We start from the raw sequence: 13412 nt of genomic DNA on the forward strand, positions 1-13412 counted from the left end.
GAATGAGACACCATGCTTGCAGAACGGAAGACCAAGATACTGCGTGGGTTAGAACACAAGGTGCAAGTGACTGTAACAAGCCTCAAGAGAGGCTGGGTCACAACCATGAAGATCAATCAGAATGGGCAAGATGTTCGCGGATCAATGAAGTATCAGAAACGAGGCACTATGGAGGTGACCACAGTAAAAACAGGCAGCGGTGTAATCACAGAGATAAAACGATTGATGAAAATATATCAACTGACCTGACGATATTGCTCGGTCACGGTAATACGCGGTTTCATCCGGTTATTCATCACCTTGATCACCCCGAAACGTGGCAGAGTTTTACTGGTGGTCAATACCAGATCGGCTGTGAGGTTCAAACAGACGCTGGCCTGCTCCCCTGCCTCAATGACCATAAATTCGCCGTTACCATGGGGTGTATTCATCAGGACCAGATCACCGTTTTGCGGGATCACTTGCGGATGTTGTTCACTAAAAAACCAGCTTTGCGGCATCAGGGGTTTATAAAAACGACTGACCGCGATGGCATTAAGCACCAACTGAACCTGATGCGGAACACTCCACTCAAGTTCGGCTGCTTTATCCATCAACTGATAATAGAGGGCGGCATCATCGACACAAAAAGGCTGGGTTGCAAACGAGCTGGGCACCAATTGTCGCCCTTTATACTCGGTCGCAAATAACATGTTATCAGACAGGTCCAACATCAGACGGTCACTCTGGGCATCATAGTGCCATTGCCAGCTATCGGTCGGTTGGATAAACATGTTGGAGCCCTTACTTGATAATTACCAGTTGACTTTATTCCATATGCAGAAAATCAGCAACGTCAAATAAAGGGCTCCGCCATCTATTTCTTAAATATTGGTCACAATCTCTTTGACCAGCCCCGGCCCTTTATAAATAAAGCCGCTATAAATTTGTACCAGACTGGCACCGGCGGCCAATTTTTCACGGGCGGCCATGGCACTATCAATACCACCCACCCCGATAATTGGCAGAGCACCATTGAGCGCCTTGGCCAGATGACGGATCACCTCGGTACTCTTATGCTGCAGCGGACGACCACTCAGGCCACCCGCTTCACCGGCATGGGGCATGTCATAAATCATCTCGCGCTCGAGGGTGGTATTGGTGGCGATAACCCCATCAATACCATTACGCACCAGCGACGCGGCCACCTGATCTATTTCTTCAAGGCTTAAATCCGGGGCAATTTTAACCGCCAGCGGCACATACTTTTTATATTGGGCGGCCAGCTCTTGCTGACGTACCTTGAGGGCTGCCAGCAATTCATCCAGCGCCTCACCATATTGCAGCGAACGCAAACCCGGGGTGTTGGGGGAAGAGATATTGACGGCAATATAACCGGCATGATCATAAACCTTGTCCATGCAGATCAGGTAATCATCCTTGCCCTGTTCGATGGGAGTGTCTTTGTTCTTGCCGATATTAATGCCGATGACCCCCTGATATTTGGCCTCTTTTACCTTGGCCACCAGATGATCAACCCCCTTGTTGTTGAATCCCATCCGGTTGATGATCCCCTCTGCCGGAATAACCCGGAACAGGCGCGGCTTGTCATTGCCGCTTTGGGGTCTGGGGGTGACGGTACCGACCTCGATAAAACCAAATCCCATGGCGCCCAGCGCGTCAATGCACTCACCATCTTTATCCAGACCGGCCGCCAATCCCACCGGATTGGCAAAAGAAAGCCCCATGACAGTGACGGGGCGTTTCGGCAAATTCTGGCGGAAGAAACAATCGAGTGGCGTACCGAGAAGGCGGGGCAAATATTTCATGGAGAGATCGTGAGCCTGTTCCGGATTGAGTTTGAACAGGAAATGCCTAGCGATGGGGTACAACATCTTTGCTCCTTAAAGAAAGCCCCGGCAACTGGCCGGGGCTTTGGGTGTAATGTCGGTGTCATGCCTTAATCTGGCAATTAAAGTGCCCGACAATTCAACTGGAGCAGGTTCAACTCTCGCAAGGCCACCGAGAACTTGGCGAACTCGTGAGTACTGGTGGTCTTGAAGTCGGCCAACATGTGGGTCCAACGGGACAAGAGTTGCTCATGCTCCGAAATCCAGTCGGCCAGTATGGTAGCGCATTCTCCCTGATCTTTGCACCCTTCCAGTACCACAGAAGTGAGACTGCGTTGCTGCCAGTCAAGATCTTCGCGGAAGGAGGCACGCGCCATCGCCTGCCAGTGGTTGCCGACCGGCTGATGGTTGATCTGGTCGAGGAACCAGTGCAGATCAAGCTTGGCCCCGAGGCGATAGTAAACATTTGCGGCGCGCAGGATATCGGTCTTGTGCTCCGCGGCAATTTGCGCCAGATCCAGGCTGGAGAAGAGGCTGCTCATATGGGCGACCTGACGGGCAATGGCCTCCGGCACCTGTTTCTCCATCCACTTGGCGACAGCCTGACGATGCTCGGCCACTTCGCTTTCATCCATGACCTCGTAGAGGTGCTTCCCTAAGGTTTCGAACGCCGGGCGGAAGAAGGCGATGTTCTCGCTGATGCTCCAGCTGCGATTGCGGGCGCGCAGGAACCAGCGGGTGGCACGGCGCACAATGCGGCGGCTGTAGAACATCAGCTCGAGCTGAGTCTGGGCATCAACCAGGTTGTCGCACCCTTCGATATCGCGCCACAGCTGGTTCATACCAAACACTTCGCGGGCCATGGCGAAGCAGCAGGCCACTTCGGCGACCGAGGCACCGGTCTCGTCCTTCATCCGGCTGGCGAAGTTGAGCCCCATGTCGTTGACCAGCATGTTGGCCACCCGGGTAGCGATGATCTCGCCGCGTAGCGGGTGATCGGCCAGTTGGGTACCAAACTGCTGCTGCACCTTGGCCGGGAAGCTGGTGACCAGCATGTTGGCGAGGAAGGGCTCGTCGGTCACTTCCGGGCAGTTGAGCTGCTCTTTCAGCACCATCTTGCCGTAAGCCACCAGTACCGCCAGTTCGGGGCGGGTCAGTCCCTGCCCTGCCGCCATCCGCTCGGAAAGCTCCTCGTCAGAGGGCAGGAACTCCAGCGCACGGTCCAGCTTGCCTTCCCGCTCCAGCCCCTGAATAAAGCGCTGTTGCTCTTTCAGTTGTTCAGAGCCGCGGAAGCTGGTGACCGAGATGGACTGGGATTGGCGATAGGCGTTGGTGATCACGATCTGCGCCACGTCGTCGGTCATCTCATACAGCATCTGGTTACGTTGCTTGAGGGTCAGCTCCCCTGCCGCCACCAACTGGTTCAGCAGGATCTTGATGTTCACCTCGTTGTCGGAGCAATCCACCCCGCCCACGTTGTCGGTAAAATCGGTATTGATGCGACCGCCCTGACTGGCGTACTCCACCCGGCCAAGCTGGGTAAAACCGAGGTTGCCTCCCTCACCCACAATACGTGCCCGCAGATCGCGGCCATTGACCCGCAGTGCGTCGTTGCTGCGATCGCCCACTTCCCCATCGCTCTCGCGAGCGCTCTTCACATAGGTGCCGATGCCGCCGTTCCACAGCAGGTCGACATTGAGGCAAAGCAGCGCCTTGATCAGCTCGTTCGGCGCCATGCTGGCCTTGTCAGTGCCAAGTAGTGTCTGCATCTCGGGGCTCAGCTTGATGGACTTGGCCGAGCGCAGGAAGATTCCGCCCCCTTGTGATATCAGCTCGCGGTTGTAGTCATCCCAGCTGGAGCCCGGCAGATCGAACAGACGCTGGCGCTCGACAAAACTCTTGGCCGCATCCGGGGTCGGGTCGACGAAGATGTGCATGTGGTTGAACGCGCCCACCAGCCGGGTGTGCTCGGAGAGCAGCATGCCATTGCCGAACACGTCGCCGGCCATGTCCCCAATCCCCACGCAAGTGAAGTCGGTGGTCTGGCAGTTGACGCCAATTTCGCGAAAATGCCGCTTGACCGACTCCCAGGCACCACGGGCGGTGATGCCCATCTTCTTGTGGTCGTAACCGACCGAGCCGCCGGAGGCGAACGCATCGCCGAGCCAGTGGCCGTATTCGAGGCTGATCTCGTTGGCAATATCCGAGAAGGTGGCAGTCCCCTTGTCTGCGGCGACCACTAGGTAGTAGTCATCCTCGTCGTGACGCACCACGGATGTCGGCGGGATCACATCGCCGCCGATGATGTTGTCGGTCACATCGAGCAGACCACGAATAAACAGGCGATAACAGGCTTTACCCTCCTCCTGGATGACGGCACGGGGCGCCCCCACCGGCATCTGTTTGCAGTAGAAACCGCCCTTGGCCCCCACCGGCACTATGACGGTGTTCTTCACCTGCTGGGCTTTCACCAGACCCAGCACTTCGGTACGGAAGTCCTCCTTGCGATCGGACCAGCGCAGGCCGCCACGGGCGACCTTGCCCCAGCGCAGATGTACCCCTTCCACTCGCGGCGAATAGACGAAGATCTCGAATTTCGGCAGCGGTAGCGGCATGTCGGTGATGCTGGAGGGAGCCAGTTTGAAGGAGATGTAGGGCTTGATGTTGCCCGCCTTGTCAAGCTGGTAGTAGTTGGTGCGCAGGGTAGCGTCGATCATCTCCACATAGCGGCGAATGATGCGATCGTCATCCAGGTTGGCCACCTGATCCAGCTTGGCGGCAAGCTCCTCGTGCAGCTTGGCCTGTACCTTGGCGTCCTGCTTGCCGGCCGGGTCGAGGCGTTGCTCAAACAGGGTAAACAGCAGCTGGGCGATATCAGGGTAACGGGTCAGGGTCTCTTCGATATAGGACTGGCTGAAGGATACACCGGTCTGGCGCATGTATTTGGCATAGGCGCGCAGCACCGACACCTGGCGGCCGGTGAGACCCGCCCCCAATACCAGCCGGTTGAAGCCATCATCTTCCAACTGCTTGTTCCAGATGGCGGCAAACGCCTGCTGGAAGCGCTGTTGGCTCTGGGCCAGATCAAAGGGCTGCTCGCCATGCAGCAGCATGGAGAAGTCTAGGATCCAGAACAGATCACCGCCCGGAGTGCGTACCTGATACGGGGTCTCGCCGATCACCCGCAGCCCCATGTTCTCCAGCATCGGCAGCACATCGGAGAGGTGAATGGGCTCGGTGCGATGGAACAGCTTGAGCCGTACCCGACGATCATTCTCCTCCTCCTGCGCGCGGTAGAACAGCATGCCCAGCGGCTCGGCTTCGCTCAGGTTATCAAGCGCCATGATGTCGGCCACGGCCGAGCCAGGCAGCACATCTTCTTTGTAAGCGCGGGGGAATGCAGTGCTGAAACGGCGGCGCAGCTCGTTGCCACGGGCCTCGCCATAGTGGGAAAGCAGCACGGAGTCGAGTCTGTCGTCCCAGCTGCGGGCCGCTTCAATCAGGTTGTTCTGTACTTCGTTCACATCCACATCCACGTTGTTGTTGTTGACCCGCACTATGTAGTGGGTCCGCGCCAGCACGCCTTCGGTGAAGTAGACGTTGAACTCCACCTCTTCGTTGCTGCCAAAATACTTCTGCAATATTTGCTGGGTTTTGATCCGCAGCGCCGTGTTGTAGCGCTCCTTGGTGACATAGACCATGCAGGAGAAGAAGCGACCATAGACATCACGGCGCACGAACAGCCGCAGCATGTCACGCTCCTGCATCTCCAGCACCCCAAGACCGGTGGCCAGCAGCTCCTCTTCGCGGGCCTGGATCAGCTCGTCACGGGGATAGGTTTCCAGCACGTTCAGCAGCGCCTTGTAGGCGTGGGAGCCCTTCTCGTGACCGGATGCAGCCATGATGCGTTCGAGACGATGGCTGATGAGCGGGATCTGGGTCGCGCTGGTGTTGTAGATGGAAGAGGCGTAGAGGCCGATGAAGCGATCTTCCCCGATCACCTTGCCATGCTCGTCAAAGCGCTTGATGCCGATGTAATCCACATAAGCCGGACGGTGCACCCGGGACTTGCTGTTGGATTTGGTGAGGATCAGCAGGTCAGAACTCAGAGCGGCGTGACGGGCGCTGGCAGGCATGTTGCCAAGGCGCTGGCCTACCTCCTTGATGGAGTTCTTCATCAGCCCCAGGCTGGAGCTCGCCTGCGGCAGAATCTCGTGATCCCCCTCCACCGCCTTGACGTCATAACGACGATACCCCATCAGGGTAAAGTTGTGGGCAGCTACCCATTTGAGGAAAGCAACGCAGGAGGCCACCTCCTCCTTGCTGACCGGGTGCTTGCGCTTGGGCAGTTCGTCGATGATCTCATTGAGCTTGGCCAGCATGGGCTGCCAGTCGCCGACTGCCAGTGCCACTTCACCGGCCACCGAGTTGAGCTCGGCAGCCAGCGCGGCCATCTGCTCCTCGCTGGTGAGGTGATCGATCTCGATAAGGAAGGCCGTTTCAACCGAGGTCTGCCCATCGGTGTTGTCGAGCTCCAGAATGGCGTCAATCTTGCCATCCGCACCACGAATGAGGTGCAGCGGTTGGTGCAACATCATGTGGGCGGTGATATTGAGTCGCTTGAGCGCCATCCGGATGGAGTCCACCAGGAAGGGCGAGTCCTGCAGGATCACCTCGACGATGGTATGGGGCGATTGCCAACCGTGACGGGTCAGCTCGGGGTTGTAGACCCGGATGTAGGGATCGGTACCGCTGCGCTGATTGAGGGCATTCCAGAGGCTCAGGGCCGCGCCGTAGAGATCGCTGTCATTGCGATCGTGCAGGTCGGAGCTCGCCATGTTGCCGTAGAATTTGGCAACGAAGCGCTCGACCAAAGAGGCACTGTTTTTGGGCAACTTCTGATGGATCAGACTGAGAACGTTTTCGAGCAGAACTGAGGTAGGGGCGTCTTTCAATGCCATTTTTATATTCCTTATCGGACGACATTAACCACCGACGCAGAGGCAACCACCCTGGTTACCCGCTGGTGCAGAGTTGTTGCGAAGTGTAATGGCTTGGCTAAGGGAAGGCGAGGAAAGGTGCTAACGAGATGTTAAAAACAAGGTGCAGATCACGGCTTAAACTGTGAGAAATTTTGCAAATAACCAAAAATACAGAAATTCCCACTACTTTTGTGCCAGTTTACCGGATAGATAGTGACATAAAGCAGATAAACAGTCGGTAATATGTTCGATTTTTGTTAATTTATGCGTTCGAGACTGATAAAGCGGTAATCGTCCTGGGTTTTCAGCCGAAAATAGCCATGCACACCATTGATGGCGACAAAGGGGCGTATTTTTTCTATGCCAAGTTCCAGGGTCAATCCCTGTTCGCTGCGCACCACCAGCCGTCTGGCATGGCCCTGATACATCAGCATCACCTCGTCACTGCTCAATGAGAGCCGAAAAGTAAACTGCTTCACGCTTGCTCCTGATCACACGACAAATCACACAATGGGGCAGGCGCATTCACGCCCCTGCCCCGTCGACACTTACTGCTGCAGTGCCTTGCTGACCTTCTCGAACAGATCCCGCGCCAGCCCCTCAAGGTTGGCAAGACGGGTCAGCTCGGCGCGGATCAGGGCCTTGCGCGCCTCATCCAATCGCTTGAACTGGATAAGCGGAGTGATAAGGCGGGAGGCCACCTGCGGATTGACCTCGTTGAGCTCGATCAGCAGATCGGTCAGGAAGCGGTAACCACTGCCATCCACCGCATGGAACTGCACCTGATTGCTCATGGCGAAACTGCCGATCAGCGCCCGCAGCCGGTTCGGATTGCGAATGCTGAAAGTGGGGTGATTCATCGCCTGTTTCACTTCGCTAAGCACATCGGCAGCCGGTTTGCTGCCAATCAGCCGCAGCCAGTTGTCCAGCACCAGTCCATCCTTGGCCCACTTGCCTTCAAAATCGGCCAACAGCGCGGCACGGCATGGCAACAGATAGCCGTTGGCCACCTGCAACGCCGCCAGGGTGTCGGTCATGTTGTCGGAAGTTGCATACTGCTCGCGCACCAGCGCATCGGCATGCTCCGCATCCAGCGCCGCCAGATAGCCGAGCACGACCCCTTTGAGGGCTCGTTTGGCCATATCGGCATGCACCACCTGATAACCGTTCAGACGCAAACTCTGATAGGTCGCCGCCAAACGCGCGCCAAAGGCCTCGGCAAGACGGGTGTGGATCGCGTCGCGCACCTGATGGATGGCATCAATATCGGCCACCTCGAACAGCTCGGCCAGGGTCGCTTCACCGGGCAGCGCCAGGATCTCCGCCTTGAGGGCCAAATCGAGATCGCTGTCGTCCAGAATGGCGACGAAGGCGGCCAGCAGGGTTTGGGAGAGCTCAACCCCCTGCCCATGCTGGACCCGCGCTACCCCGTCGATGACCGCCTTGTTGATCAGCATCTGGGCCGCATCCCAGCGGGCAAACTCGTTGCGGGCAAAGCGCATCAGAAAGGCGAGCGCTTCGTCGCTGTAGTCATAGTGCAGCTTGACCGGCGCAGAGAAGTCCCGCAGCAGGGAGGGAACCGGCTTGACCGGCACCCGATCAAATTCGAAGGTCTGCTCCGCTTCCAGCACATCGAGCACGTTGCCGATGGCCTTTCCCTGATACTGCAACGGGATGACGGCACCCTGCTCGTCATAAAGCTCGATGTCGAGAGGGATATGCAGCGGCAGCTTCTGCGGCTGATCCTGAGTCGGCGGGGTATGCTGGCTTACATGAAGGCGATAGATACCGCTGGCGGCATCATACTCGTCGGTAACGGTCAGCTCGGGGGTGCCGGACTGACTGTACCAGCGGCGGAAACGGCCGAGATCGACACCGGAAGCATCCTCCATCGCCTGCACGAAATCATCGCAGGTGGCGGCCGAGCCGTCGTGACGCTCGAAGTAGAGACGCATACCGGCCTGGAAGGCATCTTCCCCCAGCAGGGTGTGCATCATGCGGATCACTTCCGACCCCTTCTCATAGACGGTCAGGGTGTAGAAGTTGTTCATCTCGATCACCACATCCGGGCGGATCGGGTGCGCCATAGGGCCGGCATCTTCCGCAAACTGCGGGCCGCGGACGGTACGCACGTTGTTGATGCGGTTGACGCCACGGGAGCCCAGGTCGGAGGAGAACTCCTGATCCCGGAATACCGTCAGCCCCTCTTTCAGGCTGAGCTGGAACCAGTCTCGACAGGTGACGCGGTTGCCGGTCCAGTTGTGGAAATATTCGTGACCGATCACCCGTTTGATACCGTGGTAGTCGCTGTCAGTGGCGGTGGCCGGATTGGCCAGCACGAACTTGGAGTTGAAGATGTTGAGCCCCTTGTTCTCCATGGCGCCCATGTTGAAGAAGTCCACCGCAACGATCATGTAGATGTCGAGATCATACTCGAGGCCAAAACGCTGCTCGTCCCAGCGCATGGAGTTGATGAGGCTCTCCATGGCAAAACCGGCGCGATCGAGGTTGCCCTTGTCGACGAAGATCTCGAGGGCCACCTTGCGGCCGCTCTTGGTGGTGTAGTGGCTGCGCTCCACATCGAAATCACCGGCCACCAGCGCAAACAGGTAGCTCGGTTTGGGGAAAGGATCCTGCCACTGCACGAAGTGACGGCCGCCATCCAGATCACCGCTGTCGACCTTGTTGCCATTGGAGAGCAGGAAGGGGAACTGGGCTTTGTCGGCGGTAATGCGGGTGCTGTAGCGCGCCAGAATGTCGGGGCGGTCCAGATAATAGGTAATGCGGCGAAACCCTTCGGCTTCGCACTGGGTGCAGTAGGCATCACCCGATTTGTAAAGCCCTTCCAGCGCGGTGTTGGCGGCCGGATCCAGCAGGGTGACGATGGTCAGCACACATTCGGCAGGCAGGTTGAACAGGGTCAGACTGCTCTCGCCTTGCTCGTAGTGGTCACAGGGAATGCCATCGATGGCAACGCTCTTGAGAGTCAGCTGTTCACCATCGAGGACGAGCGGCGCATTGTGCTCACCGTTGCGACGAATGCGGGTGATGGCGGTGACCTGGGTCAGCGGCTCCTGCAGTTGGAAATCGAGGTCGATGGTGTCGATCCAGTAGAGCGGCGCCTGATAATCCTGGCGATATTTGGCCGTCATGGCCTGGGAGTGATCTGTCATTATTGTCTGCTTCCACGCTTGTTAAAGGCGAGAAAGAGGCTGTCACAACCAACTGGCGGGGTCAAACAATTTGCATTACGTCAGATACGCCAGACAAAAAGAAAGGGCGACCGCAGTCGCCCTTGTGCATTGGAGGTCGCTTTGTCAGCTGCGTTTGCTGACCTTGGCCAGATCTGCCGTGATATTGGCCGCTTCGATGAGATACTCATCCGGCGCTTCAAAATCAGCAGGCAGCTCATCCAGACTCTTCACCGCCGGCTTGCCAAGACGTGCCAGACGCTCGTTGGTACGTTTGAGCGCTTTCTCATCCTGTTTCGCCTGCTCTGCAACACGCTCCGCCTCGTTGAGGGAGACCGACTTCTTGTCTTTCTCCTCCTTGTAGTCGGCGATGTCCTGCATCACATAGGCAAACTCGGGATCCTTGGCGATCCGGGCATCGTGAGCTGCCTGCAACTTGGGCAGTACACTGGCGAAGTTGCCGAGTTTCTCGTAGTTGGTGGAGGCAATCTTGTCCCACGGCAACGCATTGAACTCACGGCTTTCGCCCGTCTCTTCCGGAGCAACCGGTGTCGGGAAGCTGATATCCGGCGCAACGCCCTTGTTCTGGGTGCTGCCACCGTCGATCCGGTAGAACTTGGCGATGGTGTACTGCACGTGACCGAGCGGCTGCTCGTAGAAGTCATAGACCTTGGCGAGGCTGCGATGCTGCTGCACCGTCCCCTTGCCGAACGAGTTTTCACCCAGAATCAACGCGCGGCCATAATCCTGCATGGCAGCAGCGAAGATCTCGGAGGCCGAGGCACTGTAGCGATCGATCATCACCGACATGGGGCCGCCGTAGTAAACGTTGCCATCGTCATCGCCATTGACCGTGATACGGCCCATGTGATCACGAATTTGCACCACGGGACCGCTGGCAAAGAAGAGACCGCTCAGGGCGGAAGCTTCGGTCAGGGCGCCGCCGCCGTTACCGCGCAGATCAATGATCAAGCCATCGATCTTCTTCTTGTTCAGGCTGGAGAGCTCCTTGATCACGTCATCGTGCAGATTGACGTAGAAACTCGGGATCTCGATGACACCAATCTTCTTGCCTTCGGCGTTAATCACCTTGGACTTGGCTGCCCGGTCTTCAAGGCGCACCTTGTCGCGGGTCAGCTCGATCTGCTCGGTCTTGGCGGTTGCGCCTTTGCCGCGCTGGATCTCCAGCTTGACCTTGCTCCCCTTGGGCCCCTTGATGAGCTCGACCACGTCATCAAGACGCCAGCCGATCACATCGACAATCTTGCCATCTTCCTGCCCCACCCCGGTGATCTTGTCATCGGGTTTGAGGTGGTTGGATTTGGCAGCAGGGCCACCAGGCACCAGAGAACGGATGACGGTAAAGTCATCTTCCGCCTGCAACACGGCACCAATCCCCTCCAGCGAGAGGTTCATCTCGGTGTTGAAACGATCGGCACTGCGCGGTGAGAGGTAACTGGTGTGCGGTTCGATGGCGCGAGCGAAGGAGTTCATGAAGAGCTGGAAGACATCTTCGCTCTCGGTCTGGGACATCCGCTTGATAGCGTTGTTGTAACGCTTGCCAAGCAGCTCCTTGATCTCGGGCCACTCCTTGCCGCTGAGCTTGAGACTCAGGGCATCGAACTTGACCCGCTGACGCCACAGCTCGTTGAGCTCTGCTTCATCTTTGGGCCAAGCCGCCCCTTCCCGATCAAACACATAGTTGTCGGTCTGGGTAAAATCGAAAGGAGTATCAAGCAGTTTGAGGGCGTATTCGAACCGCTCATAACGCCGCTGCTGACTCAGGTTGAACATCTCGTAGGCGGGAGCCAGACGGCCTCTTTCGAGGTCGGTGTCAAAACCGTTACGGTACTTTTCAAAACGGCTGATATCAGAGGCCAAAAACAGGTTGCGGCTGTAGTCCAGATTCTCCAGATATTTATCGAAAATCACGGAGGAAAAGGCATCGTCCAGCTTGAACTGTTTGTAGTGCGAGCGGGTAAACAGATTGGTAATTCGCTTGCTGGCCGTAGCATGTTGGCTCTCTTGAGCCAACACAGGCAAATCACTCTCCTTGAGCACCGGCTCGATGGCCTGTGCAAGCCCGGCAAGCGCCAGGCTACAGGCAACGAGGGAAAAACGAATTACGCCATGCTTCAACATTTGTCTCCTTAGAGAACCAAGTGCTCTGATTTGACCCGCACCATCATGCCGGTCTGCAGTTGGACCTGTACATCGTCCTTGGTTACTTCCTTGATGGTTGCCGGAACCGGGAATTTACCCATAACGACGCGCACATCCTGGCCCACTTTCAGCGTAGCGGCATCCACTTTAACCAGCGGAGCGTCAGCGACCGGTGCCTTGGCGGCAGCTTTCGGCTTGGCAGCTACATCAGCTTTCTCGGTTTTGCGCACAGCAGGACGACGGGGCTTCTTGGCCTTCTCATCCTTCTCTTTGGTATTGGTACGACGGCTGGCGAATACGCGCTCTTTGCTCTCTTTCAGAGCTTGCTTGGCGTGCTCGATGTGCTCTTCGGTCAGCAGCTCACCCGGGTTGCCATCCAGATCAACGCGAGCCTGGCCAGCTTTGAGACCGTGCAGGTAGCGCCAGCTGGAGGTGTATTGACGCAGTGCGGAACGCAGCATGGTCTTGGAGACTCTGGCATCGTCAGCAAGACGCTCGGCCAAATCCTGGAAGATGCCAATCTTGAGCGGCTTGGCCTCTCCTTCAGCAACGAAGCAGGCCGGGAATTTCTCGACCAGGTAGGCAACGATCTCTTTACTGTTCTTCAGCTTCTCAGTGTTTTCCATGTATAACCTTGGCTTTCATATAAACGCACGGGCACGTCCCGAGCACAACAAAGGCCCCATTATAGAGAGCTTGGGGCCTTTTGCGAACCATCTAGCAATGACTTAGAGCATGCTTTCCAAAATTTGCACCGTTTCTTCGAGGCCAATCCGGTCTTGCTGGTCGAAACGGTTAAAAATCGGACTGTCGATATCGAGTACCCCGATGATCTCGCCACCACGGCGCACCGGGATCACGATTTCCGAGTTGCTCGCGCCATCACAAGCGATGTGACCATCGAACTGGTGGACATCGTCAATGAGCTGGGTTCTCCCCTCTGCCACTGCGGTACCACACACCCCGCGGCCGACCGGGATCCGTACGCAAGCCGGTTTGCCCTGAAATGGCCCCAATACCAGGGTCTCACCCTGCAACAGATAAAAACCGACCCAGTTGATTTCCTCCAGCTCCTGATTCAGCAGCGCGGAGAGGTTGGCCAGATTGGCAATCAGATCGGTTTCCCCCTCCAGCAGCGCCTTGGCCTGCTGGTTGAGGGTGCGATAAAACGGTTGTTTTTCAATCATGATTAAATGAACTTCACTCCCTGATGGTTTGGGGAAGGTAACGCCTGGCCGGGAAATTTC

Annotated in this window: 9 protein-coding genes; 1 reads left to right on the forward strand and 8 read right to left on the reverse strand. The window is 57.0% G+C overall.

Annotated elements, in window-relative coordinates:
- Positions 1-12: 12 nt before the first annotated feature.
- A complete protein-coding gene (locus OKB77_RS08000; RefSeq protein ID WP_064337946.1) occupies positions 13-249 on the forward strand; it encodes a hypothetical protein in 237 nt (78 codons plus the stop codon).
- Here OKB77_RS08000 and OKB77_RS08005 read toward each other — a convergent pair.
- From OKB77_RS08005 to OKB77_RS08040, 8 genes are all read right to left on the reverse strand, one after another.
- Entirely contained in the window at positions 237-773 is a 537-nt protein-coding gene (locus tag OKB77_RS08005; RefSeq protein ID WP_064337947.1) for a cell division protein ZapC, read from the reverse strand. The genes OKB77_RS08000 and OKB77_RS08005 overlap by 13 nt on opposite strands.
- Before the next feature lie 90 nt (positions 774-863).
- Positions 864-1874: a quinone-dependent dihydroorotate dehydrogenase gene (pyrD, locus tag OKB77_RS08010; RefSeq protein ID WP_005336601.1), complete on the reverse strand. Its 1011-nt coding sequence runs from the start codon at positions 1872-1874 to the stop codon at positions 864-866.
- A 77-nt stretch (positions 1875-1951) separates the two neighbouring features.
- Positions 1952-6790, reverse strand: a complete 4839-nt coding sequence (locus OKB77_RS08015) for an NAD-glutamate dehydrogenase (protein ID WP_270817351.1) — start codon at positions 6788-6790, stop codon at positions 1952-1954.
- A 278-nt stretch (positions 6791-7068) separates the two neighbouring features.
- Positions 7069-7290 (reverse strand): DUF2835 domain-containing protein, encoded by a 222-nt coding sequence (locus tag OKB77_RS08020; RefSeq protein WP_033136823.1) that lies wholly within the window; start codon positions 7288-7290, stop codon positions 7069-7071.
- 69 nt (positions 7291-7359) lie between these two features.
- Positions 7360-9984 carry an aminopeptidase N gene (gene pepN, locus OKB77_RS08025; protein ID WP_270817352.1) on the reverse strand — a complete coding sequence of 875 codons (2625 nt, stop codon included), beginning with the start codon at positions 9982-9984 and terminating at the stop codon, positions 7360-7362.
- Positions 9985-10128: 144 nt separating this feature from the next.
- Positions 10129-12144 carry a carboxy terminal-processing peptidase gene (gene prc, locus OKB77_RS08030; RefSeq protein WP_270817353.1) on the reverse strand — a complete coding sequence of 672 codons (2016 nt, stop codon included), beginning with the start codon at positions 12142-12144 and terminating at the stop codon, positions 10129-10131.
- Between the two features lie 8 nt (positions 12145-12152).
- Positions 12153-12791 (reverse strand): RNA chaperone ProQ, encoded by a 639-nt coding sequence (gene proQ, locus OKB77_RS08035; RefSeq protein ID WP_005351923.1) that lies wholly within the window; start codon positions 12789-12791, stop codon positions 12153-12155.
- A gap of 102 nt (positions 12792-12893) precedes the next feature.
- Complete coding sequence (locus OKB77_RS08040) at positions 12894-13352, reverse strand: GAF domain-containing protein (protein ID WP_005336610.1); 459 nt, start codon at positions 13350-13352, stop codon at positions 12894-12896.
- Between the last annotated feature and the right edge of the window lie 60 nt (positions 13353-13412).

This window comes from Aeromonas sp. Y318-3 (assembly GCF_027706185.1).
In the GTDB taxonomy this organism is placed as follows: Bacteria; Pseudomonadota; Gammaproteobacteria; order Enterobacterales; family Aeromonadaceae; genus Aeromonas; species Aeromonas veronii.

What these genes read in the sequence shown, in the direction of transcription:
- OKB77_RS08000 (WP_064337946.1), top strand. Translation starts at nt 13, where the DNA reads ATGCTTGCAGAACGGAAGACCAAGATACTGCGTGGGTTAGAACACAAG.
- pyrD (WP_005336601.1), bottom strand. Translation starts at nt 1,874, where the DNA reads ATGTTGTACCCCATCGCTAGGCATTTCCTGTTCAAACTCAATCCGGAA.
- OKB77_RS08040 (WP_005336610.1), bottom strand. Translation starts at nt 13,352, where the DNA reads ATGATTGAAAAACAACCGTTTTATCGCACCCTCAACCAGCAGGCCAAG.
- pepN (WP_270817352.1), bottom strand. Translation starts at nt 9,984, where the DNA reads ATGACAGATCACTCCCAGGCCATGACGGCCAAATATCGCCAGGATTAT.
- prc (WP_270817353.1), bottom strand. Translation starts at nt 12,144, where the DNA reads ATGTTGAAGCATGGCGTAATTCGTTTTTCCCTCGTTGCCTGTAGCCTG.
- OKB77_RS08005 (WP_064337947.1), bottom strand. Translation starts at nt 773, where the DNA reads ATGTTTATCCAACCGACCGATAGCTGGCAATGGCACTATGATGCCCAG.
- OKB77_RS08015 (WP_270817351.1), bottom strand. Translation starts at nt 6,790, where the DNA reads ATGGCATTGAAAGACGCCCCTACCTCAGTTCTGCTCGAAAACGTTCTC.
- proQ (WP_005351923.1), bottom strand. Translation starts at nt 12,791, where the DNA reads ATGGAAAACACTGAGAAGCTGAAGAACAGTAAAGAGATCGTTGCCTAC.